This is a genomic window from Nannocystis punicea (assembly GCF_026965555.1).
In the GTDB taxonomy this organism is placed as follows: domain Bacteria; phylum Myxococcota_A; class Polyangia; order Nannocystales; family Nannocystaceae; genus Nannocystis; species Nannocystis punicea.
On sequence record NZ_CP114040.1, the window covers coordinates 12,964,891 to 12,990,157 of the forward strand.

Below are 25,267 nucleotides of genomic sequence, written 5' to 3' on the forward strand. Positions count from 1 at the left end.
GCGCGGCGCCTCTTCGCCCGCAGATCCGCTACAACAGGAGGGTCATGTCCCCGTCGCATTCTCCTGTCGTCCGCACGCCGCGCCGCGGCGAAGTCCTCCAGATGGTCCAAGGGACAGGTGACGCGCGAGGTCGGCGATGACCGCGATCGAGGACGAGCTGATGGCCGATGGCGAGGCGCTGCTGCGCCGGCGCGAGGCGGTCGAACGCAGCATCGCCCGCGACTTCCGCGGCTCGCGGGCGAGCTTCCTCGTGCAGGCGGCCCAGGTCGAGCGCGAGCGCGAGCGGCTGCGGTCCGAGCTGCAGCGGCTGGTCCGCGAGGTCGACGAGGCCGACCCCGACGACGACTACCGCGACGACGAGGAGGCCGGCGCGGCCGACGGGTTCTACGCCGCGCGCGAACGCCTGGCAGTGCGCGACCGCGAGCTGGTCGGCCGCGGCGAGGCCCACCAGCGCCGCGCCGCCGAGCTGCGCAAGACGCCCGTGCCGCCCAAGCTGGCGGAGCTCGAGCGCGAGCGCGAACAGCTGGAGTCGCAGCTCCGCCAGTGGCGCGGCCGCTGCCGCAAGGCCGGCCTCATGCTCGACCTGCCCCGCTGGGGCGAGTTCGCCGGCAGCGCGGCGGATGACTGAGAGGGCAGGTGCGAACGGGATGGCCCTCAGGACATGTTTTTAAAAGCATGGTCCAAGGGATAGGTATCGCGCCCGGAGCGGGATCCACCGGGTCGACTCCGCTCGGGTCAGGCGCTCGCGCTGTCGCCGTGACTGCGAGTTCACGCCGCTCGAGGAGGGATCGAGGTCGAGGCCGTCGCTTCGCGTGAGGGCTCACGAGTGAGCCGACGGCGAACGGGCGCGGCCGCGGTCTCGGAGACAGCTCATCGCTGCTCAATCTGGCCTTCGGGACAGGTTAGTCGAGCGCCAGGAGGACGTCGAACGAGCCGGCGCCGCGGGGCGGGGCGAGCGGGCCGGTGAACCAGGCGGACACTGCCACGTGGACGCCGTGGGGGCCGGGGCTGAGGTGGGCGCCCAGGGCGCGGGCGGCGTGGCGGTAGGCGCCGCGGAGCATCGAGGGCGCCTGGATCGGAAAGCTGGCGAGGAGGGCGCCGGTCTCGGGGTCGCGCAGCTGCAGCTGCAGCGCCGGGACGTCGTCCTCGGGCGTGCGCGGGGCGACGGGCGCGGCGGGGACCAGCAGGTAGCCGCCGTGCAGCACGGGGTCGCCGACCGGGCGGGCGCGCAGCGACCACAGCAGGCGGCCGTCGCGGGTGAGGCGGTGGATCTTGTGGTGATAGGCGGCGCCGGTGCGGGCGTGCTCGCCCTCGGTGAAGAGGAGCACGAGGTCGTCGCCGAGAGCGCGGACCCAGCCGCGCGGGAGCAGCGAGTCGAGGCCCTCGGTGGCGTCGATGCGCAGCGACCAGCCCGGGGCGTCGCCGATTCGCTCGACGGTGAGGAAGCGTGGTCCGGCGAACTCGACCCGGTAGTGAACGGCGGACATGGCCATTTTTAAATAGCACCGCTCACACGAGGAGTTCGCTGAGGTCGGCGCCGGGGGGGACCTCCGCGGGCTTCTGGTCGCGCCGGAAGATCCGCGCGCCGGTCACGCCGAGCAGGCTGAGCCGCGGCCCCTCGCGGTGCAGCAGAGACCCCTCGCGCAGGCCCACCACCGGCTGCGGGTTCTCTTCGTGGAACTGCTCGATCCGCTTCTCGCGGGTCTCGCCCATGTGCGTCGAGCCGGGGTCGGGGTCGAGGTAGTGCGGGTTCAGGTTGAACGGCACCAGGCCGAGCGCGCGGAAGCTCGGCGGCTCGACGATCGGCATGTCGTTGGTGGTGCCGATCGTCAGGCCGGCGATGTTCGAGCCGGCCGAGGAGCCGATGTACGGCATGCCCGAAAGGACACGTTCACGCAGGGGCGCGAGCACGTCGAGCGCGTAGAGCTGGCGCAGCAGGCGGAAGGTGTTGCCGCCGCCGGTGAACACGGCCTCGGCGGCCTGCACCGCGGCGCGCGGGTCCTCGGCCTCGTGCAGGCTGTCCATCTGGTAGCCGAGCGCGGCGAAGCGGGCGCGGGCCTGGGCGGCGTAGGCGTCGCGGTCGTGCAGCGCGAACGGGATGAACAGGACGCGCCCGACGTCGCGGCCGAGGAACTGTCCAATCTGCTCGGCGCAGTGGTCGAGGTAGCCGGAGCCGTGGAGCGTGGAGTTGCTGACGAGCAGGAGGCGGGGCATGGCGGCGCGTCGAGGATAGCGCGCCGAGGTGACGCCGGGACGTCGGCGGGGCGGGTCCGGTGCGATCGACCGAAGCGGAGGTCGGGGAGACCGCGGGCCGAGCGGACTCCAGTCGAGTTGCGATTCGGTCGAGGGGTCGATCGAGGGCGAGGGGGCGGCGAACCCGATGTCACCGGCGTTCGCGGTCGGCGTGCGCCGAGGCGGCTCGGCTCGGCGAACCGGCTCTGGCGCGAGCGGGCCGAGGGCCGATCGCGGGCGAGGGGGCGGGCGAACCCGATGTCAGTCGCGTGCGGAGCCGGGCGGGCGCGGGCGGAGGAGGGGGCCTTCGTCGGATGTCCGTCGCGGGCCGGAGGCGAGCCGCTCGAGCGCGGCGTAGAACGACTTGGCGACAAAATCCGCGATGCGAGGGGAAGGCGTCACTGCTTGCGCAGGTCGGCGAGGGCGAGGGCCATGCGGCGGATGGCCTCGGCGAGGCCGCGCTCGTCGAGGCCGGCGAAGCCGAGGCGCACGTGCGGGAGCGGGCGCGACTCGAAGCTGAACTGGCGGCCGACCTGAAACGCGACGCCGCGGGCCTGAGCCGCGCGGGCCCACGCGGAGGGGTCGACGCCGTGCGCGCGGGTCCACAGCGCCATGCCGCCGCTCGGCGCGGTGACGCGGAGGACGCCGCCGAGGCGGGTGGCGATCGCGTCGACGAGGGCGTCGCGGCGGGCCAGGTACGTGCGACGCGCGCGGCGAATGTGACGACCGACCTCGCCGCTCTCGAGCAGGTCGGCGGCGGCGGCCTCGAGGGCGCGATCGCCGTTGAGATCGGTGTAGGAGCGGACGGCGACGACGCGCTCGAGCAATGGTTGCGGGGCGACGCAGTAGCCGATCCGCAGGCCCGGCGCGAGCACCTTGGATAACGTGCCGATGTAGACGACCGAGCCGGCCGCGTCGCCGCTGGCGAGCGGGAGCACGGGGCGGCCCTGGTAGTGGAATTCGTGGTCGTAGTCGTCCTCGAGGATCGCCACGCGATGGGTGCGGGCGAGTGCCAACAATTGCAACCTGCGACCGGCGGCCAGGGTGACCGTGGTCGGGTACTGATGATGCGGGGTGATGTAGACGGCGCGCACCGGCTCGCGCGCGAGCAAGGCGGCGAGGGCGTCGACGTCGAGGCCGCCGGCGTCGACGGCGATCGGCACGAGGCGCGCGCCGGTGAGGCGGAGGGCCTCCCAGGCGGGGCGATAGCCGGGGTCCTCGACGGCGACGACGTCGCCGGGGCGCAGGAGGGCGCGAGCGACGAGAGAGAGGGCCATCTGACTGCCGCGGGTGACGATCAGGTCGTCCTCGCCGCAGGCCAGGCCGCGGGTGGCGGCGAGCATGTCGGCGAGGACGCGGCGCAGGTCGACGAGGCCGCGCGGGTCGCCGTAGCCGAGCAGGTCGGGGCGCGCGAGGGCGCGGCGATAGGCGCGGGCGAGGCTGGCGGCGGGCACGAGGTGCAGGTCGGGCACGCCGCCGGGCAGGGCGAGCAGGCCCGGGACGCGCGGCATCGGGAAGTAGCCCTCCGGCCCGGGCGCGAGGTCGAACGCGGGCCGGGCCGGGACGCCGGTGCGCAGCGCCTGGCCGGCGCGCCGCGGCGTGGGCTCGGGCAGGGTGCGCGAGACGAAGGTGCCGCGCGCCTGGGCGCTGTCGATCCAGCCCTCGGACTCGAGCTCGCGGTAGGCGGCGAGGACGGTGTTGCGGTGGACGCCGAGGTCCTCGGCGAGGCGACGGCTGCCCGGCAGCGGGTCGCCGGGGCGCAGGCGGCCGCGGCGGATGTCGGCCGAGACCGCGTGGGCGATCTGCACGAACAGCGGCAGATCGCCGGACGGATCGAGGTCGACGGCGAGCTGCCACGGGCGAACTGGTCTAGTCGACATAAAAGAACTGGACCTTTTTCACAGACCAGTGTGCGGCCATCCTCGAGGCATGCGCAAGCAGGAGTTCTTCGGGATGGCGCGCGAGCAGGCGGTGGCGCTGCTGGCGGCGGCGCCGGTGGTCCGACTGGCCGGCGTCGGCGAGCGCGGGCAGCCGGTGCTGCGCACGCTCCACGCGGTGGTCCTTGGCGAATGGCTGTACTTCCACGCGGCGCCGGTGGGCGAGAAGTCGGAGGCGGTCGGCCGCGAGGCGGTGATCGCCGCCGACGAGACCGTCGCGACCATCCCCAGTCATGTGTTCGATCCGGAGCGGGCCTGCCCGGCCACCACGTATTACCTCAGCGCGCAGGCCCACGGCGCTCTGGTGGGCGTGGACGACCCGGCGCTCAAGGCCCGCGTGCTGCAGGCGTTGATGGAGAAGCACCAGCCGGAGGGCGGGTACGTGCCGATCACCGCCGACGATCCGCGCTATCGCGGGGCGGTGCGGGGGATCGCGGTCGTCGGCGTGCCGCTGACGCAGGTCGACGGCAAGGCCAAGCTGGGCCAGAACCGCAGCGCCGACGATCTCGGCAAGGTGCTGCGATTCTTGTGGGCGCGCGGCGAGCCCGGCGATCCGCGGGCGGTCGATCTGGTGCGCGCCGCCAACCCGGGCGCGCCGACGCCGGAGTTCTTGCTGGCGCCGGCGGGGGCGCGGCTCCGGTGCGCGCTCGGGCCGGCCGACGTGTCCGCGGCGGTCGAGCTGCTGGCCGGCGAGTACTGGAACGTGGATGTCCCGCGGGACAGGATCGCTCAGGGGCAATTGGCGTCGTCGGCGTGGGTCGGCGCGCACGACGAGGCGGGGGCGTTGATCGCGACCGGGCGGGCGCTCGGCGACGGGGCGCGCTGGGCCTATCTTCTCGACATCGCGGTGGCCGAGTCCTGGCGCGGCCGCGGGCTCGGGAAGGCATTGGTAAGACTGCTGCTCGACCACCCGCGGGTCCGCGGCTGCCGGCGCGTGGAGCTGCGCACCCGCGACGGGCACGCGTTTTATCGCGGGTTCGGGTTCCGCGAATGCACCGAGCTGTCCGGCAGGGAGATGGCGCTGCAGCGCTGAGCGCGGCTCGCCGTCAGGCAGTAGTGCTTGGGAGCTATCACTGCGGCCTCGTCGAGTCGTTCGACTCCGGGCTGCGAGACCCTGTAAGCCCGAGAACAGGCGCCGGGAGCACGAGGCGTCGACGAGGCAGGAGACATGCTCATTGCTCAGATCAGCGACACCCACGTCAGCGCGCCGGAGGACCCCGACGACGCTGTTCTTCACACGTCCGAGCACTTGGCCCGCGCTGTCGCTCACCTGAATCGCCTCGACGGTCGACCGGACCTCGTGGTGATCACCGGCGATCTCGTCGACCGCGGCGAGGTCGGCGAGTACGAGCGACTACGCGAGCTGCTCGCGCCGCTCCGGATGCCCGTGTTCCTGCTGCCCGGCAACCACGACGATCGCGGCAATCTCCGCCGCGTGTTCGTCGATCATGCTTACTTGCCGCGCGATGGTTTTCTGCAATACACCGTCGACGGTTGGCCGGTGCGGCTCGTCGCGCTCGATACCCACATTCCGGGCGAGCCCGGAGGTCGGCTGTGTGGCGAGCGACTCGCCTGGCTCGCGGCTCGCCTCGCGGAGGAGCCGGAGCGGCCGACGGTGGTCGCCATGCATCACCCGCCGTTTGCGATCGGGATCCCGGTGATGGACGCGTTCGGGCTCGACGGCAGCGACGGACTGGCGGCGGTGCTCCGGCGGCACCCGCAGGTGGAGCGCGTCCTGTGCGGGCATCTTCACCGCCCGATCGTGCGCCGGTTCGCGGGTACGGTGGCATGCACGTGCCCGTCCACTGCGCACCAGGTCGCGCTCGACCTGCCGCCTGCGAACCGGCTCGCGTTCGTGATGGAGCCGCCGGCCTGCATGCTGCACCTGTGGCTCGGTGACGCGGGCGGCCTTGTCACCCATCTGAGCCCCATCGCCGACGAGTACCCGGCGTTCACGGTGCACGACGGTCAAGGCTGGGTCCGCGACCCGCGGCCACCTCCGGGCTTTCATACGGCCTGAGCGATCACCCTGGCAGGCAGTCCGCGAGCCCGGAGTCGGATGAAACCGGCTGCTCAATTAAAGTCGTAGATCTCGCTGAGCACGCAGGTGTCGCGGTGATAGGCGGCGAACCACGCGATGTCGGAGCCGGGGAACACCACGTCGGGGTGACGCAGGACGCGGAAGTCGTCGAGGTCGTGGACGTACGGGTCGTCCTCGATGTGGGCCAGCTCGACGACGAGGTCGAGCGACACCGCGTCCTGGGCCTGCTGCAGGGTGTTGCCGCCGGCGCCGACGATATCGGCGCCGAACTGTTGATAATAGTCGACGAGGTGAGAGCGCAGGTCGGCGACGAAGGTCGAGACCAGGTCGCGCTCGCAGTGTTCTGTGGCTGCCCGGAGTGACATGGACGCTCAGCGATCGACGGACCAGAACGAGGGCGGTGGGACGGTGCCGGGAATTTTTAAAGAATGCATGCCGGCGCCCATCGAGGTGGGATGCGCGGGGCGAGGGACGCCGCTGCGCCGGTGCTCGAAGGAGGTGTAGGTCCGAGGGAGGCTGGCGCGCCCGGCCGTGAGGTCGACGTCGGACGGGAGCACGAGCACGCCGGCCTCGTCCTCCGCGGGCACGTAACAACCGGACAGTGCGAGCAAACCGAGCGCGAGCCGGCGCACTCGAGAAATGTGACACGAGGGGGGCGCGCCGACAACGGTCGCAAACTTCGCGCTCTCCGGGGACAGTCGACCGGCAGAGCCTCACGGTGCTCGCGGTGCGTCGGCGCGGATCTGGTCGGCGTCGTCGACGGCGAGCCGCGCGAAGGACGGACCGAGGATGGCGAGCGAACGCCGATCGCCCGCGCTGCAGGCGATCGGGGGGGCCTTCGAACGGCGCCCGGCCATGGTCCGGGCGAGCGGTGTCCGAGCGACGGCGATGCTCGAGCTCCCGCAGAGCTCGCTGACGGAGATTCGGGGTCGCGCGAGCGCGGGGAACGACGCGGCGCGCAGGCGAAGCTCCGCGCCGCGGCCGCGGGCCGCGCCAGGGGGATGCGGTGATTCGATCGTCCGTTCGCCGCGGTCGGCCCGCAGCTCGATCCCGGTCCACGTTGGCAGTAACTCTGCCTCACCGGGCTCGGCGGCGCCGATCGCCGGCGGAATCATGACAGTCGGGCTGCCGGGAGAAGTGGGCCATGGACGCCGGGATGCAGCGAATGGCTGACCCGGCGTATTGAGCAGCGCCCGCGTCGCTAGATATTAAAATACTTGGCGTCCGGGTGGTGGACGATGATCGCGCTGGTGGACTGTTCGGGGACCAGCTGGAAGCCCTCTTCGGTGAGGGTGACGCCGATGTTCTCGGTGCGGAGCAGCTTGCAGAGGTGGACCTGGTCTTCGAGGCGGGGGCAGGCCGGGTAGCCGAAGCTGTAGCGGGAGCCCTGGTAGTGCTGGCCGAACAGGCCCTTGATGTCGGTGCTGTCGTCCTGGGCGATGTCGAGCTCGCGGCGGACCCGCTTGTGCCACAATTCGGCCAGGCCCTCGGCGCCCTCGACGCCGAGGCCGTAGAAGTGCAGGTAGTCGTCGTAGCGGTTGGCCGCGAACATCTCCTGGCAGTGCTGGGTGGCGACCTCGCCCATCGTCACGCAGGTGAGGGCGATGACGTCGCGCTCGCCGGAGCGGACGCTGCGGAAGAAGTCGGCGATGCAGAGGCGGCCCTTGTCGAGCTGGCGCGGGAAGGTGATCTTGACCCGCGGCGTGCGGTCGTCGGGCTCGCCGGGCGCCGGGTAGATGAGCAGGTCGTTGTGGTCGCTCTGGCACGGGAAGTAGCCGTAGACCACGCGCGGCTGCAGCATCTTGTCGGCCACCGCCCGCTCGCACCACATGCGGAACTTGGGCTCGACCGTCTTCTCGAGCAGCTCCTCGTACTCGGCCTCGTTCATCTTGCCGCGGCGGTACTGCCACTGGCCGACGTAGAGCGCCTTCTTGTTCATGTAGCGGAAGATCTCGCCGAGCTGCACCTCCTCCGGGCCGGCGATCCGCGCGCCCCAGAACGGCGGCGTGGGGATCCGCGCGGCCGGCTGGATCTCGCTCTTCACGTAGGTCTCCATCGCCTTGCGCATGTGCGCCTCCCACTCTTCCTGGGTGGTCTGGCGATAGGCCTTGATCCGCTTCGGCGCGGTCAGGCTGATCTTGTCGGGCGGCACGTGGCCGCACAGCTCGTCCATCAGGGCCAGGCCCTCGAACGCGTCCTTGGCATAGAACACCCGCGAGCGCGGGCGCGACTCGGCCTGCCGCTGCGGCGACGCGTCGGTCGCGGCCTCGCCGGCGGCCAGGTCCTCGTCGCGGCCGCTGTAGGCGTTCTGCAGGTTGTGCTCGACGTAGCCGCGGGTCAGCGCCGCGCCGCCGCAGACCACCGGCATCACGTACCCGAGCTCGCGCATGCGCTCGAGGTTCTCCTTCATGATCACGGTCGACTTCACCAGCAGGCCGCTCATGCCGATCGTGTCGGGCTTGTGCTCGGCGGTGGCGGCCAGGATCGCCTCGATCGGCTGCTTGATGCCGAGGTTGACGACCTTGTAGCCGTTGTTGCTGAGGATGATGTCGACCAGGTTCTTGCCGATGTCGTGGACGTCGCCCTTGACCGTGGCGAGCACCATGCAGCCCTTGCTCGGGCCGGCGGTCTTGGACATGTGCGGCTCGAGGTGGCGCACGGCGGTCTTCATCGCCTCGGCCGACTGCAGCACGAACGGCAGCTGCATCTTGCCGGCGCCGAACAGCTCGCCCACCGTCTTCATGCCGTCGAGCAGGATCTCGTTGATGATCCGCAGCGGCGGGTAGATCTCCAGCGCACGGTCGAGCAGGACGTCGAAGCCGACCTTGTTGCCGTCGACGATCCGCTTCTTGATCTGCTCCTCGAGCGGCAGCGCGTCCTCGGCCGGGCCGGACTCGATCTTCTTGGCCCCGGCGAAGCGGTCGATGAAGGCGAACAGCGGGTCGTAACCCTCGGCGCGGCGGTCGTAGACGAGGTCGCGCGTGATCTTGAGGTCGTCCTCGCTGAGCTTGTGGGTGGGGATGATCTTCTTGGCGTTGAGGATCGCGGCGTCGAGGCCGTGCTCGCGCGCCTCGGCCAGGTAGACCGAGTTCAAGATCTGCCGCGGGTAGGGCTTGAGGCCGAACGAGATGTTGGACAGGCCGAGGATCGTGCGCGCCTCGGGCAGCTGGGTGTCGATCAGGCGGATGCCCTCGAGGGTCTCGAGGCCGAGCTTGCGGCTGTCCTCCTCGCCCTGGGCGATGGTGAAGGTCAGCGGGTCGAACACGAGGTCGGACTCGGCGAGGCCGTGGCGCTCGACCGCGAGGTCGCGCATGCGCCGGGCGATCCGCAGCTTGCCGGCGGCGTCCTTGGCCATGCCCTCTTCGTCGATGGTGAGCGCGACCAGGGCGGCGCCGTACTCGCGGGCGAGCACGGCGATCTTGTCGAACTTGCCCTCGCCGTCCTCGAGGTTGATCGAGTTGATGATCGGCCGCCCGCCGATCAGCTTGAGCGAGGCCTCGAGCACGTCGAGCTGGGTGGTGTCGATCATGATCGGCAGCGACACCGCCGGCACGATGCGCCGCAGGCACTCGGTCATGTCGCGGACCTCGTCGCGGCCGACGTAGGCGACGCACACGTCGAGCACGTGCGCGCCCTCGGCCTGCTGCTCCTTGGCCAGCTCGGCGATGCCGTCCCAGTCCTCGGCCAGCAGCATCTCGCGGAACTTGAGGCTGCCGTTGGCGTTGGTCCGCTCGCCGATCAGCAGCGGGCCGGAGTCCTGGTCCAAGGGACAGCTGCTGTAGAGGCTCGCCAGCTGCGGGGTGAACTTCTCGGGGCGCGGCGCGGGCTTGATGCCGGCCACTGCGTCGGCGATCGCCTTGATGTGCGCCGGGGTGGTGCCGCAGCAGCCGCCCACGAGGCTGGCGCCGAACTCCTCGGCGAACCGGCGGTGCGCCTTGGCCAGCTCGGCCGGGGTGAGGTGGTAGACGGCCCGCCCGTCGACGTTCTGCGGCAGGCCGGCGTTGGGCTGGACCGAGACCATGCGGGTGCTGGTGCGCCCGAGGTGACGCACGTGCTCGACCATGAGGTCGGGGCCGGTGGCGCAATTGAGGCCGATGACGTCGACCGGCAGCGACTCGAGGACGACCAGCGCGGCCGCGGTGTCGGTGCCGACGAGCAAGGTGCCGGTGGTCTCGACGGTGACCTGCACGAGCACGGGGACCTCGACGCCGCGCTGGCGCGCGACCCGGTTGACCGCCAGCACCGCGCACTTGACCTGCAGGATGTCCTGGCAGGTCTCGATGAGGAGGCCGTCGACGCCGCCGTCGATGAGGCCCTCGGCCTGACGCATGACGCTGGCCAGCAGGTCGTCGAAGCTCATGTGCCCGAGCGAGACCAGGCGGGTGCCGGGGCCGATCGAGCCGAGCACGAAGCGCGGGCGCTCGGGGGTCGAATACTCGCGCGCGACCTCCTTGGCGATCTCGGCGGCGCGGCGGTTCAGCTCGTAACACTCGCCGGCGAGGTCGAACTCGGCCAGCACGTGCGGCATGCCGCCGAAGGTGTCGGTCTCGACGCAGTCGGCCCCGGCCTCGAAGTAGGCGGCGTGGATGTCCCGGATGACGTCCGGCCGCGTGCGCACGAGGACCTCGGGGCAGCCGTCGTAACCACCGTAGTCGTCGGCGGTCAGCGTGCGCGCCTGGATCATGGTGCCCATGGCCCCGTCGCACACGAGCACGCGCTCTTGCATGGCCCGCAGCAGCGGCAGGGTGCGCCGGCGCGCGGCCAGATCGAAGCGAGGGATCGGGACCGTAATGTCATTGCCCGCAGACATGGGTCTGGGCTTGGTAGCAAGGCGGCGAGGCCATTGCAAACCTCGTCATGGGGCCGAAGTCCCACGGAAGGCCGATCGTCGAGTCGGACTCGAAGGCCCGATCGCGGGCTGTGACACAAGACTCACGAGCAGCGGCCCGTCCGGCCCGCCGCGGCCGTCGGCGGGCGCGTCGCGGCGAGGACCTCGAGCCGGTCGTTCGTCCCCTCGGATGTGTCACCTCGTCGCAGACCACCGGCATCAGCCGCTGGCAGTCGAGCCCATGCGCACCCGCTCACGAGCTTGCGAGAGGGCACCTGCGTGGGCGCCCGTTCGGCCCGGGAAACGGCGGCAAACGTGCTCCAGCGCGATCTCGCACGGCCGCTGCGACGACCCGCCGTACGTCCCCGGCGCCGCGCTCGCGGGGCCTCACGGGGCGCTCAAGGCGCCGCGGATCACGCTCAACAGACGCGTCGCAGCAGCACCGCGCTGATGTTGTCGGGCCCGCCGTGGCGGTTGGCGGCGTTCACCAGCCGACGCGTGGCCTCCTGCGGGTGGTGCTGGGTGATGATGCTGTGCAGCTCCTCGTTGGGGACGACGTCGGAGAGGCCGTCGGAGCACAGCAGGATGTTGTCGCCGGTCTCGATGATGCCGGCGTTGATGTCGGGCACGCCCTTGGAGCGGCCGTGGCCGAGGCAGCGGGAGATCCGTCCGCGGTAGGGATGGACGGACGCCTGCTCCTTGGTGATCACGCCCTTGCTCACGAGCTCCTGGACCATCGTGTGGTCGAGGGTGATCGGCGTGGCGGCCTTCTTGTCGACGAGGTAGGCCCGGCTGTCGCCCGAGTGCGCGACCCACATCTTGTCGCGGATGCCCATCACCATCACGCAGGTACAGCCCATGCCCTCGGTGTCGGGGCTCTTGGCGCTGAACTCGGTGATGGCGGTGCTGGCCAGCAGGAAGGCGTGGTACAGCAGCTCGCGCGGGCCCTGCTTGCGGAAGTTGTCGTCGATGTAGGCGGTGATCTTCTCGACCGCCAGGGCGGAGGCCAGCTCGCCCGCGTTGTGCCCGCCCATGCCGTCGCATACGACGGCGAGGTAGTAGCCGCGACCGTCATCCTCCTGGATCGAGATCGCGTCTTCGTTGTGCTCGCGCGACATCCCGGTGTCGCAGGCGCCCGCCATCTGCACCTCGAAGTGGCCCGGGTAGAATGTGCGCTTGAAGAGCTTGTACATGAACCGAGGGGCCGCGAGCGTGAGGTCCGCCGATCCTGGCACCTCGGCGCAGCCGGTTCAAGCCATGATCGCGGCCGTCGCGCGGGCGAAAGACGCGCGCGAAAAGTGGAGCGCGTAAAAAGCAACGAGCCCGAAGTCGCTGGACTTCGGGCTCGGATTCGAGTGGAGCAGAGGGGGATCGAACCCCTGACCTGTGCATTGCGAACGCACCGCTCTCCCAGCTGAGCTACTGCCCCGGAGAACTTGGAGGCCCGGGAAGCTAACCGAAGTGCCCTTGCGAAGCAAGCGTCACGGACAGGCGACGGGGCCGCGGGCAGCACCGCCGATGGGGGAAAGATCACGCGCCGGGGGGCCGGTGCCGACCGCGCCAGGCGAGCCCGAGCAACCCACACACGACCACGAGGACGACCAGCACGATCTGGGGCCCGTCCAGCGGCGAGACCGACCACTGCAGGCTCTGCTTCAACCGCCCCTCCAGGGCCGCGGGCGCCGCGAGCTCGCCGAGGTTCTGCGTGCGCGCCACGAGCTTGCGATATACGACATGGCCCCGTGCCGCAACCTCCCCGCGTCCGCCTCGACAAGCTCGTCGTCGACCGCGGCCTGTGTGACTCCCGCTCGCGCGCCCAGGCTCTCATCATCGCCGGCAAGGTCGTCGTCGGCGACCACACCGAGAGCAAGCCCGGCGCGCTCGTCCCCGCCGACGCGGCGGTCCGCCTGCGCGTGGCCGACCACCCGTACGTGTCGCGCGGCGGGCTCAAGCTGCGCGGCGCCCTCGACCGCTTCGCCGAGCTCGACGTCGGCGGCCGCGTGGCCCTCGACGTCGGCGCGTCGACCGGCGGCTTCACCGACTGCCTGCTGCAGGCCGGCGCGTCCAGGGTCTACGCGATCGACGTCGGCTACGGGCAGCTGGCGTGGAAGCTGGCGAGCGACCCGCGGGTCGTGGTGCTCGACCGCAGCAACATCCGCACGCTCGCCCGCGAGGCGATCCCCGAGGCCGCCGACCTGGCGGTGGCCGACTGCTCGTTCATCTCGCTGGCGAAGGTGCTGCCGTCGGTGCTGCCGTTCCTGGCTTCGGCCGCGCGCGCGGACATCGTGGCGCTGATCAAGCCGCAGTTCGAGCTCGGCCCCGGGCGCGTCGGCAAGGGCGGGATCGTCCGCGACGCCGAGGACCACGCCGAGGCCTGCCGCGCGGTCGTCGCGGCGGCCGAGGCGCTGGGCCTGCGCCAGATGGGCCTGTGCGACTCGCCGATCGAGGGCCAGGACGGCAACCGCGAATTCCTGGTCTGGCTACGTCACGGGGCGTGAGCCGCGCGCGCGACCGCGCGCACGCGTACGCCGGCCGCCCGGAGCGCCCACGCCGGTTACACTCGCCAGGTGAACAGCCCCGTCCTCGGCGCCCGCAGTCGCGCCTTCCTCAAGTCGCTCGCCCATGCCCTGGCCCCGGTGGTGCAGGTCGGCGCGGAGGGGATCTCCCCCGAAGTCGTGCGCGCCACGAGCATCGCGCTCGAGGATCACGAGCTCATCAAGGTGAAGCTCGGCCAGAATTTCCCCGGCGAGCGGGTCGAGGCCGCCGAAGAGCTCGCCGCCGAGACCGGCTCCGCCGCCGTGCAGGTGATCGGCCGCGTGGTCGTGCTCTACCGCCGCCGCTCGCGCGAAGATCCGAAGCGCCCGCGGATCGAGCTCCCGCGGCGCTGACCGATGTCGGCTATCATGCGGCCGATGTCGGCCAGACCCGCGGCGATCCCGGCGCACTCCCGCGCGAGCCGAGATGCCGCCGCGAGCCCCGCGCCGGACGAGGACGCGAGCAGGGCCGCGAACGAAGACGCGGGTCCTGCGATCGGCAGCTCTCCTGAGGCCGCCGGACGCTTCGCGGACGAAGCCGCGAGCCCTTGCGCGAGCGAGGCGATCGGCCGCGCCGCCACCGCGGCGGGACGCTTCGCGAACGAAGTCGCGAGCGAGGCGATCGGCGGCCCCACTGGGGCAGCGGGACGCTCCGCGAACGACGCCGCGGCCGCTCGTGTGAAGGAGGCGATCGGCACGACTGCGGGACGCTTCGCGCGCAGAAGCCCGAGCGCCGCGCCGAGCAGGGCCGCGAGGCGGATCTCGCCGTGGTCGGTCGCCCTGGTGGCCGCGCTGGCGCTGGTTGGTTGTCGGCCGCGCAACACCGCCACGTCGCCGGCGCCGGACGTGTGGGAGGCGGGCGGCGACGCGGCGCGTGAGCACGCGATCACGCGCACGCGGGCGCCGGTGGGCCTGCCCGAACCTGTCCTTGATTTCCTGGCCCAAGAGACACTCAAGAACCTGGCCCAGCTGCAGGGCGAGGGCGCCGAGGTGCCGGCCTACTTCCTCGCCTACGATCTGGTCGCCCGCGATCACCTGTGGCTCGAGGCCCAGGGCGGGCAGATCGTGCGCAGCCGGCTCGACACCGACCGCACCGTCGACGTCGATGTCCGCGTCGGCACGCGTCAGCTCGACAACAGCCACCCGGGTGATGCCAACTACGGGCCGGGCAACGGGCTCGGCAGCGGGATGTTCGTGTCGGTGCAGGACGAGCCGTTGGCGCTGTCGCAGGCGCTGTGGCAGTACACCGAGATGCAGTACAAGGACGCGCTGGCGGCCTTCAGCGCGGCCGAGAGCGCGGAGCAGCTGAAGAGCCAGACGGAGGACAAGCCGCCGTCGCCGGACTTCAGCGAGGAGAAGCCGAACATCCACGCCGAGCCGCCGGTGGCGGTCGACCTGGTGGCGCTGAGCAAGCAGTGGGAGCCGCGGTTGCGCGACGTCTCGGCGGCGCTGGCCGACGACCCGCACGTGCTCGAGAGCCAGGTGGTGTTCCTGGCGTGGGTCGACAACCGCGCCTACGTCAACAGCGAGAACACGCGGATCCAGGGCTCGCAGGTGCGCCTGCGCCTGATGCTGCAGGCCAAGGCCCAGGCCGACGACGGCATGACGCTCGACCGCTTCGAGAGCTTCGAGGCGATGGACCCGGAGCAGCTGCCGGCGCAGTCGGTGCTGCTGGCCACCGCCAAGCGCCTGCGCGAGGAGGTGCTGGCGCTGCGGGTGGCGCCGCTGGCCGAGCCCTACGCCGGCCCGGCGGTGCTGGCCGGCCGCGCCGCCGGGGTGTTCTTCCACGAGATCTTCGGCCACCGCCTCGAGGGCCACCGTCAGAAGGACGACCTCGAGGGCCAGACCTTCGCCAACATGGTCGGCAAGCGGGTGCTACCTGTCTTTTTGGACATGGTCGACGACCCCACCGCCGAGACCCTCGGCGGGGTGCCGCTGTCCGGCCACTACCACGTCGACGACGAGGGCGTGCCGGCCGAGCGCGTGATCCTGGTCGAGCGCGGCAAGCTGCGCACGTTCCTGCTCGGCCGCTCGCCGGTGCTGCCGTTCACCAAGAGCAACGGTCACGGCCGGCGCGAGCGCGGCTACCAGGCAGTGGCCCGCCAGGGCAACCTGATCGTCACCAGCCGCAAGACGATCCCCGACAAGGAGCTCCGCCGCGCGCTCATCGACGAGGTCAAGCGCCAGAACAAGCCCTACGGGCTGTGGTTCTCCGACATCCAGGGCGGCTACACCACGACCGAGCGCGCCGGCCCGCAGGCGTTCAAGGTCATGCCGCTGATGGTCTACCGGATCTGGTCCGACGGCCGCCCCGACGAGCTGGTCCGCGGCGTCGACATCGTCGGCACCCCGATCGCCGCGTTCGAGACGATCGCCGCCACCGGCGACACCCCCGGGATCTTCAACGGCGTGTGCGTCGCCGAGTCCGGCGAGGTGCCCGTCTCCGCGGTCAGCCCGTCGCTGCTGCTGCGCAACCTCGAGGTCGAGCGCGCCAGCCACGAGCGCGGCAAGCCGCCGCTGCTGCCGCCGCCGCCGGCGAACGGCAAGGCCGACCCCAAGAGCACGCCGCCCGCGCCGGCCCCCGCGGCGCCGCGCAAGGCGGTGAACGCGAATGGTCGCAAGGACATGTCCCCCGCGCCAGCCCCGCGGAGGTCGCGGTGAGCGGCGCTCGGGCGCGCGGGAGGCCGGCGCCGTCTCGGCTGTCGCAAGGGACATGTCCTCGGCGACAGCCCAGCGGACGCTCTGACTCGATTTCTTCTGTCTCGGGGGACATGTCCCCAGCGCCATCCTCGCGGAGGTCGCAGTGAAGCCGTTCGTCCTGGCCCTCGCGCTCGCCCCCGCCGCCGCGGCCTCGCCGGCCCCGACGCCCGCGCCGCCGGCGGCCGCGCCGGTCGCAGCCGCCGCCGAGGCGGCCGAGAGCGAGATCGCGGCGGTCGAGCAGGAGATCGCGCGCGGCCTCGGCGGGCTGCGCCTGCCGGACTCGCCGGCGCCCTACAACGCGGTGGTCTACGTGGTGCGCGCCGAGGTGCTCAGCATCGACGGCAGCTACGGCGGCATCATCACCGACGTCCACGAGGACCAGGCGGCCGCGGGCATCGACATCCGCGTCGGCTCGGCCGAGCGCGACCAGACGGGGGTGTTCGGCCAGGACGGCGCGTGGCCCCGCTTCAACCTGTCCCTTCAGCCATCCGCGGAGCTGACCCGGCACAAGCTGTGGCTCGGGCTCGACCAGGCGTTCCGCAAGGCCACGGGCACGTACGCGCAGAAGCTGGCGATCCTGGCCCGGCTGGCCGGCGAGCCGCTGCCGCCCGACCTCGGGCCCAAGCCGGAGCCGCTCGTGCGCCAGCCGGTGCCGCCGCCGCCGACCGAGGCGGTCGACCGCGAGGGCCTGCGCGAGCTGGTGCGCGCGCTGAGCAAGCGGTTCGCCGACCACCCGGCGATCGACAACGGCGACGTGTTCGTGCAAGTGCTGCGCAGCCACGTCACGACGATCACCAGCGAGGGGGTGGTGCTGCACGAGCAGCACGACCGCGCGGTGCTGGCGGTGATGGCCGACACGCGCGCGCTCGACGGGATGCACCTCGACCACGCGGCGGCGATCCACCTGCAGGAGCTGCCGCGCGCGACCGAGGAGCTGCGCAAGCGCGGCGAGGAGCTGGTCGACGGGGTGCTGCAGGAGCTGACCCTGATGGCCGACGCGCCGATGCTCGACGACGACTACGACGGGCCGATCCTGTTCGCCGGCCCGGCCTCGGCGCAGCTGCTGGCGTCGACGATCGCGGTGCACACGGGCGGCACACCGGCCCCGCTCGGCGACAACGGCCGCGTCCGCGACTTCGAACCACACTGGCAAGACAGCCTCGGCAAGTCGGTCCTCCCGGCGTTCCTCGACCTCGAAGACGACCCGCGCGAGGGCTTCGGCCGCGTCGCCGTCGACGCCCAGGGCTTCACGCCCAAGCCGCTCACTCTGGTCAAGAACGGGGTGCTGCAGGAGCTGCTGATGACGCGCTCGCCGAACACGCAGCGCAAGGAGAGCAACGGCCGCGCCCGCCTCAGCCCGGGCCTGGCCTGGGGCGCGGCGATCACCAACCTGTCGCTGAAGTCGAAGAGGCGCGGCTCGCCCCGCAAGGCGCTCGAGAAGGAGCTGCTCCGCCGCGCCCGCGAAGACGGCTACGAGTTCGCGTACATCGTCGAGTCGCTGCGCGACGGCAACATCCTCGGGCCGGTCAACCGCGAGGGCGCGACGAGCTACAGCACCGGCCGCAAGGTGTCGCTGCCGCTGCCGGTGAAGATCTACCGCCTCGACGCTTCGGGCAAGAAGACGCTGGTGCGCGGCGCAGTGCTGGCCCCGGTGTCGATGCGGGTGCTCCGGCGGATCCGCGCGGTCGGCAACAGCGCGCCGGCGCTGCCGCTGCGGATCGCCCCGGGCGCGACCGGCGGCTTCGCGGCGGAGACGTCGATGGACGGGATCCTCAGCAACACGGTCGACGTCAGCGTCAGCTCGCCGGACCTGCTGCTCGACGGGCTCGAGCTGCTGGTCGAGCGCAGCGAGAACGAGCGCCTGCCGATCCTCGAGCACCCGCTCCGCCGCGGACAGACTCCGCCGCCGCAGCCGGCCGCCGACGACGACGCGGAGTGATCGCGCTCGCTCGCGGCGTTCGATGAGCCGGAACTCGCCCGGCGGAGCTTGGGGCTCTCGGTTCGCGAATTGCCGACTGCGCCTCGCGGGGGGGTCCGGGGAAGGGTCGGCGACGAGTTCAGCGTCTGGATGCGCGCTCGTTCCTCGCGAACATCCTGCCTCGTATTCGTCGCCGACCCTTCTCCGGACCCCTGGCACGGCTGCAGCCGTGAGAGGCCGCCCCGCCGTCGTCGGCTTCGATGCGCGGATGTCATTCCGAGCAGATCGGCGGCGGCCGTTCGACGGCCAGGGCTGGCCGCCGGCCGCTTTCTCGCGTCCTTGACGGCGTGGCCGGCTGGCGCGGCGAACAGCGGCGGTCGCCCGGCTACGGCTGGGTTTAGTGGAGGGCTGGGTCTTTGGTGAGCGACTCGAGCGCCTCGCTTGGCGATCCTTCGCGGACGTTTGTGGTGCACAGGACTGAAGAGGCCGGTAGTTCGTGGAGCGGCTCCTGCCGGCCGTTCGATAGGCCGGGCGACGTCGTGCAGTCTCGCCCAGCGAAACGTCGCGGTCGCTCAGCGACGACCATGGATATTGCGATTGATTGCATCAATCGTGGTCGATTGTCCTATCATAGATGTAAATAGTACGTGGACCGGGCAAACCACCCTCGCGGCTCGGCGCAGTGCGTCGAGGGTCCGACGAGGCTCGTCAGCGCGTCAGCAGGACGGCGAGCGCGGCGAGGATCAGCGCGCCGAGGGCGAGGTTGAAGACGACGAGCCCGCGGGGCGACAGCCACGGCTTGGCGGTGGGCGTCGGGAGGACTGTCTCTCGGGACACTTCGGCTTGACGGCGGGCCTGCGCGGCGCGGACCTGCTCGGCGAGGTTCGTCACCATCTGGGTCGGCTCCTCGGGCGCGTCCGCGCCGTCTCGAGGTGCACGAGGGGGCATGTCCTTCGGGTCAGGCAGGGCGATCGTCGACTCGACCGGCCGCGGGCCGCCTCGGTCGAGGACGACGGTCCCCCCCGGGCCGAGGCCCGCCGGCGCGTCGCGCCCGTTCGCCGGACCTCCGGACCCGCGCGGGCCGCTGCGGAGCAGCGCTCGCGTCGGCTCGTCCGCCTGTGGATCGGCGGACATGTCCTGAGGGACAGATTTCGCCGGGCGCGGGTTCAGCGACGGGATCGCGGTGGTCGCCGCGTCCTCGTCGATGGCCGGGGCTCGTAGGGGCGGCTCGGACAGCGCCAGGGTCGCCTCGGGGGCGGCGGGGCGCCGGAGGTCGCGCTCGGTGGTGACCCAGTGGGCGGGCAGACTCGGACGCTCGGGCGACGGAGCGGGCTCGGAGAGCGCGAGGGTCGTCTCGGGGACGGAGGGGCGCCGGACGTCGCGCTCGGCGGCCGCGACCTTTTGCGCAGGGAGACCTGGCTTTTTGGACAGGTCGCCAGGATCCGGCAGGGCCATGGTCGACTCGGGGACGGAGGGGCGCCGGAAGTCGCGCTCGGTGGTGATCCAGTCGGTAGGCAGGTCCGGCGGACCCGGCACGTAGTTGGGCTCCGGCCGCGACTTGGCGGCCGCTTGCCGGACGTCGCGCTCGGACGGACCTGTCCTTGGGGACACTTTGGTCGACGCGGAGCTCGAAGGGGTGGCGGTCGCGGGCCGACGGGCGTCGCGCTCGCGGCTCGCCTCGAGCCCGGCGCCTCGCGGCGGCTTGCCCGGCGATGCTGCGCTCCGGCCCAGCAGCGCGGGCTCGTCCGTCGCCGGCGTGTTCGGAGGCTCGGCGGTGGCGGGCGCGACGGGTGCCGCGAATGCCGGTGCCTCGCCGGCGCCGCGCACGGGGGCCTCGGCCGGGGCAGACGGCGGCTTCTGACGGGGCACGGGGATTCGTAGCTGCGTGGTCGAATCGGCGACCGGCGGGGCGGGCCCGTCGTCGGCGTCCGCGGCGTTCGCCGGGGCGGTCGCGGCCGCGCGGGGCGCCGTCCCGCCGACCGATTGGCGTACGATCGTCAATGCGCGCAGGAACTCGCGCGCGCTCGCGTGTCGGTCCTCCGGCCGCCGCGCCAGCGCGCGCGTCAGCAGCGGCTGGGCCTGCGCCGGCAGGCCTTCGGTCGACGGATCGGGCGTCGATTGCAGGGCCCGGTGCGCCGCCTTGAACGCGGATTGCCCGGCGAATGGATGGACCCCGGTCGTCAATTCGAATAGCAGCACCGCGAGCGTGAACACGTCGGAGCGGGCGTCGCCGCCGTGGCCCTCGAGCTGCTCGGGCGCGCGGTACTCGACGAACACGCCGCCGGCCCGCGGCGCGACCGGAGAGACCGCGAGTTCGGCGATTCCGAGGTCCAGGAGCCGCACCTGCGAGTTCTCGCAGATCCACACGTTGCCGGGTTTGAGCGCGCGGTGCGCGAGGCCTGTGGCCTCGTGAACGACCGCGAGCGCGTCCGCGCAGGTGCTCACGATCTCCGCGGCCCGCGACCACTGCACCGCGCCGCCGCGGGACCGCAGGCCGTCGAGGTCGACGCCCTTGAGCCATTCGCCGACGGCGAAGCGCGGGCCGCCGGCGACGACGGGCGTCTGGGGCAGTACGACCGCGGGGTGACTCACCGCCGCGGCGCCGCGCAGGGCCTCGGTGTAGCGGCGGAACGCCTCCGCCGGGACCGCGGCGGCGGCGTCGAACAGTTTGATCGCGCAGGTCTGGCGGCGTTCGCGATCCCAGGCCCCGAACACGCGGCCGAGGCCGCCGGCGCCGATCGATTCGCGCAGCTCCCAGCGGCCGCCGAGGACGTCGCCCACCTTCGCTCTGGCCTCGCCGGTGCCCGTCACGACCGGGGCGAGCATCCACGGATCGGCGCGGGCGATCAACCCATATGGCATGACCGAAGTCGCGCATGTGTAATGGAGCGATTTCGGCGCGGGGCCGCGGCGCCTTGTCGGACCCGATCGCATGTAGTAGCTTTCCGACTTCGCTCGAGAGCGCATGACGGACAGTGGCAGCATCGCCCTGCTGGGCAATCGATCGATGTTCACATTCAGCGTGGACGGCTGCAGCGAGGAGCTGCGGGTGGTCCGCTTCTCCGGGCAGGAGGGCATCTCCTCGCTGTTCGAGTTCCGCCTCGAGCTGGCGGCCGCGACGATCCCGCTCACGGATCTGGTCGGCCAGGGCGCGGTGCTGACGATCCACGGCCGCGAGGGGCTGCGCCACGTCCACGGCCTGGTGTGCGACGCGCGGTACATCGGCGAGACGTCGAGCTACACCGTGCACGAGGTCACGCTGGTGCCGGAGATCTGGACGCTGCAGCAGCGCTCGGGCAGCCGCATCTTCCAGGCCCAGACGACCCCCGAGATCGTCACCAAGGTGCTCGAGACGGCCGGCATCCCGCGCGCCGGGGTGCGGACGCAGCTGCACGGCAGCTACGCCCCGCGCGACTACTGCGTCCAATACCGCGAGACCGACCTCGACTTCGTCAGCAGGCTGATGGAGTCCGACGGCATGTACTATTTCTTCGAGCACCACGAGGACAAGCACGTCCTCGTGATCACCGACCAGTCCGACGGCGGCACCCCGATCGCCGAGGACCCGCGGTTCGGGTTCAATGCCACCCGCGAGCGCGAGCGACTGCTGCGATTCAGCCTCGGCGAGAGCATCCGGCCCCAGCGCGTCTCGCTGCGCGACCGCAACCTCCACACCCCGGCGGAGGAGGTCGAGGCCGAGGAGGGCCAGGGCGACGCGCGCGAGCTCTACGACTACCCCGGCGGCTTCCAGACCGGCGGCCGCGGCGGGCCGGAGACGGCGGGCAAGCAGGCCCGCATGCGCCTCGAGGCGGTCCAGGCGACCCGTCGGGCCGGGAGCGGCGAGAGCGACAGCCCGCGCCTCGCCCCGGGCTACTTCTTCAACGTCGCCGACGAGTCGCGCCCGCACCTCGAGGGCGAGTATCGATTGCTGCGGGTCGACCACCGCGGCGAGCAGCCGCAGGTGCTCGACGAGGGCGCGGTCGGCGAATTCTCGTACACCAACCGCTTCGAGTGCTCGGCCGCCGATCTGCCGTACCGCGCGCCGCGGGCCACGCCCAGGCCGACGGTGCACGGGGTGCAGACCGCGACGGTGGTCGGCCCGGGGAGCGAGGAGATCCACGTCGACGAGCACGGCCGCGTGAAGGTGCAGTTCCACTGGGACCGCCGCGGCGCCTACGACGACGGCAGCTCGTGCTGGGTCCGCGTCAGTCAGATGTGGGCCGGCAACGGCTTCGGCGCGATGTTCCTGCCGCGGATCGGCCACGAGGTGATCGTCGACTTCATCGAGGGCGACCCCGACCGGCCGATCATCACCGGGCGGATCTACACCGGCGTCAACACGCCGCCGTATCCGCTGCCCGACCAGAAGACGAAGAGCACGATCAAGTCGGAGTCGAGCCCGGGCGGCGGCGGCTCCAACGAGCTCCGCTTCGAGGACGCGAAGGGCAGCGAGGAGATCTTCCTCCACGGCCAGAAGGACTGGAACATCGTCATCGAGAACGACAAGAGCCAGCAGATCGGCCACGACGAGTCGCGCACGGTCGGCCACGACAGCACCGTGGCGATCGGCCACGACGAGACGATCGACGTCGGCAACGACCGCACGATCACCGTCGGCAAGATGCACGTCGAGCGCATCGGCGCCAACATGTCGATCGGCGTCGCCCAGAACCTCACCGAGACCGTCGGCGCCAGCGCGACCTTCACCGTCGCGGTCGACCAGACCGAGTCGATCGGCGCCAACAAGGCCGAGACCGTCGGCATCGCCAGTATGCTGGCCGTCGGCGCCGCCTATGCCGTCACCGTCGGCGGGGCGATGACCGAGAACGTCGGCCTCGCCAAGTCCGAGACCGTCGGCCTCGCCCGCGCCCTCAGCGTCGGCGGCAGCAGCTCCGAGAGCGTCGGCGGGGCCAAGAGCGTCAGCGCGGCCGACAACATCACCGAGAGCGCCGGCAAGAACATCGCCCTCCAGGCCGGCAAGCACGTCAACGTCACCGCCGGCGAGAACCTCAACGTGGCGGCCGGCAAGAAGGCCGCGATCGTCGCCGCCGACCAGCTGTCGATCCAGTGCGGCAACGCCACCGTGGTCCTCAAGAAGAACGGCGACATCACGATCCAGGCCAAGAAGCTCAGCATCAAGGCCAGCGGCGAGGTCACCGTCAAGGGCTCGAAGATCAAGCTCAATTGATGCCCATGCATTGTCACGACCTCCGCCCGCAGGCGCGGCCTTTTACGGCCGCGTTCGGGCACCGCCCTCTCCACCTTCGTCCTCACGCCTGAGCCGTTCGACCTCGAGGAGCACTTCATGGCCGCGCGTCGCCCCGCATCGTCCCGCGTCGTCCCGATCGTCCCGCCGACCCCGGCGCCCGCGTTGCCCGCGGTGATCCTCGGGTGGCTGACCGCCGCCGAGCCGCCGCTGGTGGACTTCCCCGGCAACGCGGCCGGGCCGGTGCCGGCGCGGCTGCTCGTCGAGCTCGACGCGCGCGCGCTCGCGGCCGCGGTCGACACGCGTCAGCCGGCGGCGCTGATGTTCGAGGCCGGCGACCCGGCGCGGCCGCTGATCGTCGGTCTGGTGCAGGCGCCCGGGGCGGCCCGCGAGGCCCGCGTCGACGGCAAGCGGGTGGTCCTCACCGGCACGGAGGAGATCGAGCTGCGCTGCGGCGAGGCCAGCATCTCGCTCAAGAAGGACGGCAAGCTGGTGATCCGCGGGGCCTACGTCGAGACCCGGGCGAAGGGCACGAATCGCATCAAGGGCGGTTCGGTGCAGATCAACTGATCATGCACGAGCTCGACGACGAGCCGTTGTGGGACGTGCTCGAGGAGCACCTCGACGAGGCCGAGTTCCTGTGGGAATCCTGGGAGCAGAGCCTGGTCGCCCCCAATTACACGCTCGAGGAGGTCGCGAGCGGGGTCGAATCGCGGTTGTACGCGCACCTCGACGGTCTGGTGATCGGCGACGCGCCGGCCGCCGAGCGATTGTTGGTACCTGCGCTCGAGTCGGATGAGCCGACGCGGGTCAGCGCGGCCGCGGCGGCGCTGCTGCTCGGCCCCGTCGATTCGGCGCTCGACACCTTGTTCACGGTGCTGCAGGACCTGCCGGAGCAGCGCCCGGCGCTGGTACGTGCATTCGCGTGCACCGACCACGCGGGGCTGCTGCCGCGGCTGCGGGCCACGCTGAGCGACGTCGACGAGGCGCTGGTGGCGGCCGCTGCGGAGGCGCTGGTGTTCCGTCACGAGCCGCTCGGCGAGGCGCTGTCGGTGCTGCTCGCCAGCGACGACCCTGCTGCCCGCTGCCTCGGCCTGCAGGCGCTGCCCGGCGAGCCCGAGGCCGCGGGGCAGGTGCGGGCGATCCAGGCGGGGCTGGCCGACGACGATCCGGGGGTGGTCGACGCCGCGATCGCGGCCGGCCTGGTGCTCGCGCCGGCGCCGACGTGGACGCGCGTGCGGGCGCGGGCGGAGGAGCCCGGCGGCGCGTTCGCCATGCTGCTCCTGGCGCTGCGCGATCAGGCGGGCGACCGCGCGGCGCTCCTGGCGGCGCTGGCCGACGCGGCGCGGCGACCGGCCGCCATCTACGCGCTCGGCCACGTCGGCGCGCCCGACCTGGTCGACGCGTGCCTCGAGTGGCTCGAGGACGCCGAGGCGGGCCCGCTCGTCGGCGAGATGATGCAGGCGCTCACGGGCATCGATCTCGACGACGCCGGCGTGACCGCGACGGTCGAGGAGGAGGCGCTCGAGCACACGCCCGAGCACGACCTGCCCCGCCCCGATCCGCTGCCGACCATGCAGTGGTGGCTGCGCCAGCGCTCGCGCTTCGAGGACGGCCAGCGTTATCTACAGGGCGAGCCGCGCGCGCGGGCCGAGGTCGTCGAGGCGCTGACCAGCGGGCCGATGCGCCGGCGATCGGCCCTGCTGCTCGACCTGCAGCTCCGCGCCCCGCGCGGCGTGCTCCTGAGGTTGCAGACGCGCGCCCCGACCGCCCGCCAGCAGCGAGAGCTGGTCGAGCTCCGACGCCTGCTCGGGGCAGGGTGAGGCGGGCGCGCTGTAGCCTCGTCTTTGGGGACATGTTCAAAAGGGCAT

At 71.9% G+C, this 25,267-nt stretch carries 19 protein-coding genes and 1 tRNA gene; 10 read left to right on the top strand and 10 right to left on the bottom strand.

All coding sequences use genetic code 11. The features are described 5' to 3' along the window. Window positions 1–136: 136 nt before the first annotated feature. Entirely contained in the window at window positions 137–628 is a 492-nt protein-coding gene (locus O0S08_RS50015; RefSeq protein ID WP_269036660.1) for a hypothetical protein, read from the top strand. Between the two features lie 274 nt (window positions 629–902). On the opposite strand, the gene O0S08_RS50020 is transcribed toward O0S08_RS50015, so the two are convergent. The 3 genes from O0S08_RS50020 to pdxR all read right to left on the bottom strand — a co-directional run bounded on the left by O0S08_RS50020 (window position 903) and on the right by pdxR (window position 4,112). Further along, window positions 903–1,487 carry a hypothetical protein gene (locus tag O0S08_RS50020; protein ID WP_269036661.1) on the bottom strand — a complete coding sequence of 195 codons (585 nt, stop codon included), beginning with the start codon at window positions 1,485–1,487 and terminating at the stop codon, window positions 903–905. Between the two features lie 22 nt (window positions 1,488–1,509). After that, window positions 1,510–2,214 carry a dipeptidase PepE gene (gene pepE / locus O0S08_RS50025; RefSeq protein ID WP_269036662.1) on the bottom strand — a complete coding sequence of 235 codons (705 nt, stop codon included), beginning with the start codon at window positions 2,212–2,214 and terminating at the stop codon, window positions 1,510–1,512. A gap of 416 nt (window positions 2,215–2,630) precedes the next feature. Further along, window positions 2,631–4,112, bottom strand: coding sequence for a MocR-like pyridoxine biosynthesis transcription factor PdxR (pdxR, locus tag O0S08_RS50030; RefSeq protein WP_269036663.1), 1,482 nt, complete (start codon window positions 4,110–4,112; stop codon window positions 2,631–2,633). 49 nt (window positions 4,113–4,161) lie between these two features. On the opposite strand from pdxR, the gene O0S08_RS50035 reads away from it, so the two are divergent. Together O0S08_RS50035 and O0S08_RS50040 are read left to right on the top strand one after the other, a co-directional pair. Further along, window positions 4,162–5,202 (top strand): GNAT family N-acetyltransferase, encoded by a 1,041-nt coding sequence (locus O0S08_RS50035; RefSeq protein ID WP_269036664.1) that lies wholly within the window; start codon window positions 4,162–4,164, stop codon window positions 5,200–5,202. A 135-nt stretch (window positions 5,203–5,337) separates the two neighbouring features. Beyond that, window positions 5,338–6,189 carry a phosphodiesterase gene (locus tag O0S08_RS50040; RefSeq protein ID WP_269036665.1) on the top strand — a complete coding sequence of 284 codons (852 nt, stop codon included), beginning with the start codon at window positions 5,338–5,340 and terminating at the stop codon, window positions 6,187–6,189. Window positions 6,190–6,242: 53 nt separating this feature from the next. On the opposite strand, the gene O0S08_RS50045 is transcribed toward O0S08_RS50040, so the two are convergent. From O0S08_RS50045 to O0S08_RS50070, 6 genes are all read right to left on the bottom strand, one after another. Further along, entirely contained in the window at window positions 6,243–6,575 is a 333-nt protein-coding gene (locus tag O0S08_RS50045; RefSeq protein ID WP_269036666.1) for a hypothetical protein, read from the bottom strand. 6 nt (window positions 6,576–6,581) lie between these two features. Then, on the bottom strand, window positions 6,582–6,821 hold the full coding sequence (locus tag O0S08_RS50050; RefSeq protein ID WP_269036667.1) for a hypothetical protein: 240 nt from the start codon (window positions 6,819–6,821) through the stop codon (window positions 6,582–6,584). 590 nt (window positions 6,822–7,411) lie between these two features. Continuing rightward, window positions 7,412–11,020 carry a methionine synthase gene (gene metH / locus O0S08_RS50055; RefSeq protein WP_269036668.1) on the bottom strand — a complete coding sequence of 1,203 codons (3,609 nt, stop codon included), beginning with the start codon at window positions 11,018–11,020 and terminating at the stop codon, window positions 7,412–7,414. A 437-nt stretch (window positions 11,021–11,457) separates the two neighbouring features. Beyond that, a complete protein-coding gene (locus tag O0S08_RS50060) occupies window positions 11,458–12,231 on the bottom strand; it encodes a PP2C family protein-serine/threonine phosphatase (RefSeq protein WP_269036669.1) in 774 nt (257 codons plus the stop codon). 163 nt (window positions 12,232–12,394) lie between these two features. Beyond that, window positions 12,395–12,467 (bottom strand) — tRNA-Ala (locus O0S08_RS50065). Between the two features lie 101 nt (window positions 12,468–12,568). Then, window positions 12,569–12,754: a hypothetical protein gene (locus tag O0S08_RS50070; protein ID WP_269036670.1), complete on the bottom strand. Its 186-nt coding sequence runs from the start codon at window positions 12,752–12,754 to the stop codon at window positions 12,569–12,571. A gap of 26 nt (window positions 12,755–12,780) precedes the next feature. On the opposite strand from O0S08_RS50070, the gene O0S08_RS50075 reads away from it, so the two are divergent. The 4 genes from O0S08_RS50075 (at window position 12,781) to O0S08_RS50090 (ending at window position 18,211) form a co-directional block, all read left to right on the top strand. Beyond that, window positions 12,781–13,536, top strand: a complete 756-nt coding sequence (locus tag O0S08_RS50075) for a TlyA family RNA methyltransferase (RefSeq protein ID WP_269036671.1) — start codon at window positions 12,781–12,783, stop codon at window positions 13,534–13,536. Window positions 13,537–13,605: 69 nt separating this feature from the next. Next, on the top strand, window positions 13,606–13,926 hold the full coding sequence (yhbY, locus tag O0S08_RS50080) for a ribosome assembly RNA-binding protein YhbY (RefSeq protein ID WP_269036672.1): 321 nt from the start codon (window positions 13,606–13,608) through the stop codon (window positions 13,924–13,926). 429 nt (window positions 13,927–14,355) lie between these two features. Further along, window positions 14,356–16,233 (top strand): metallopeptidase TldD-related protein, encoded by a 1,878-nt coding sequence (locus O0S08_RS50085; protein WP_269036673.1) that lies wholly within the window; start codon window positions 14,356–14,358, stop codon window positions 16,231–16,233. Between the two features lie 142 nt (window positions 16,234–16,375). After that, complete coding sequence (locus tag O0S08_RS50090) at window positions 16,376–18,211, top strand: metallopeptidase TldD-related protein (RefSeq protein WP_269036674.1); 1,836 nt, start codon at window positions 16,376–16,378, stop codon at window positions 18,209–18,211. Window positions 18,212–18,898: 687 nt separating this feature from the next. Here O0S08_RS50090 and O0S08_RS50095 read toward each other — a convergent pair. After that, window positions 18,899–21,052, bottom strand: coding sequence for a serine/threonine-protein kinase (locus O0S08_RS50095; RefSeq protein WP_269036675.1), 2,154 nt, complete (start codon window positions 21,050–21,052; stop codon window positions 18,899–18,901). 103 nt (window positions 21,053–21,155) lie between these two features. Between O0S08_RS50095 and O0S08_RS50100 the strand changes: the two genes are divergently transcribed. The 3 genes from O0S08_RS50100 to O0S08_RS50110 all read left to right on the top strand — a co-directional run bounded on the left by O0S08_RS50100 (window position 21,156) and on the right by O0S08_RS50110 (window position 25,219). Then, window positions 21,156–23,378, top strand: coding sequence for a type VI secretion system Vgr family protein (locus O0S08_RS50100; RefSeq protein ID WP_269036676.1), 2,223 nt, complete (start codon window positions 21,156–21,158; stop codon window positions 23,376–23,378). 117 nt (window positions 23,379–23,495) lie between these two features. Continuing rightward, complete coding sequence (locus O0S08_RS50105; RefSeq protein ID WP_269036677.1) at window positions 23,496–23,966, top strand: DUF6484 domain-containing protein; 471 nt, start codon at window positions 23,496–23,498, stop codon at window positions 23,964–23,966. 2 nt (window positions 23,967–23,968) lie between these two features. Further along, window positions 23,969–25,219, top strand: coding sequence for a TIGR02270 family protein (locus tag O0S08_RS50110; protein ID WP_269036678.1), 1,251 nt, complete (start codon window positions 23,969–23,971; stop codon window positions 25,217–25,219). Window positions 25,220–25,267 lie beyond the last annotated feature (48 nt).

Bases quoted from the DNA above. Each gene is read 5' to 3' on its own strand.
- O0S08_RS50015 (WP_269036660.1), top strand. From the start codon at position 137: ATGACCGCGATCGAGGACGAGCTGATGGCCGATGGCGAGGCGCTGCTG.
- O0S08_RS50020 (WP_269036661.1), bottom strand. From the start codon at position 1,487: ATGTCCGCCGTTCACTACCGGGTCGAGTTCGCCGGACCACGCTTCCTC.
- pepE (WP_269036662.1), bottom strand. From the start codon at position 2,214: ATGCCCCGCCTCCTGCTCGTCAGCAACTCCACGCTCCACGGCTCCGGC.
- pdxR (WP_269036663.1), bottom strand. From the start codon at position 4,112: ATGTCGACTAGACCAGTTCGCCCGTGGCAGCTCGCCGTCGACCTCGAT.
- O0S08_RS50035 (WP_269036664.1), top strand. From the start codon at position 4,162: ATGCGCAAGCAGGAGTTCTTCGGGATGGCGCGCGAGCAGGCGGTGGCG.
- O0S08_RS50040 (WP_269036665.1), top strand. From the start codon at position 5,338: ATGCTCATTGCTCAGATCAGCGACACCCACGTCAGCGCGCCGGAGGAC.
- O0S08_RS50045 (WP_269036666.1), bottom strand. From the start codon at position 6,575: ATGTCACTCCGGGCAGCCACAGAACACTGCGAGCGCGACCTGGTCTCG.
- metH (WP_269036668.1), bottom strand. From the start codon at position 11,020: ATGTCTGCGGGCAATGACATTACGGTCCCGATCCCTCGCTTCGATCTG.
- O0S08_RS50060 (WP_269036669.1), bottom strand. From the start codon at position 12,231: ATGTACAAGCTCTTCAAGCGCACATTCTACCCGGGCCACTTCGAGGTG.
- O0S08_RS50095 (WP_269036675.1), bottom strand. From the start codon at position 21,052: ATGCCATATGGGTTGATCGCCCGCGCCGATCCGTGGATGCTCGCCCCG.
- O0S08_RS50100 (WP_269036676.1), top strand. From the start codon at position 21,156: ATGACGGACAGTGGCAGCATCGCCCTGCTGGGCAATCGATCGATGTTC.
- O0S08_RS50105 (WP_269036677.1), top strand. From the start codon at position 23,496: ATGGCCGCGCGTCGCCCCGCATCGTCCCGCGTCGTCCCGATCGTCCCG.
- O0S08_RS50110 (WP_269036678.1), top strand. From the start codon at position 23,969: ATGCACGAGCTCGACGACGAGCCGTTGTGGGACGTGCTCGAGGAGCAC.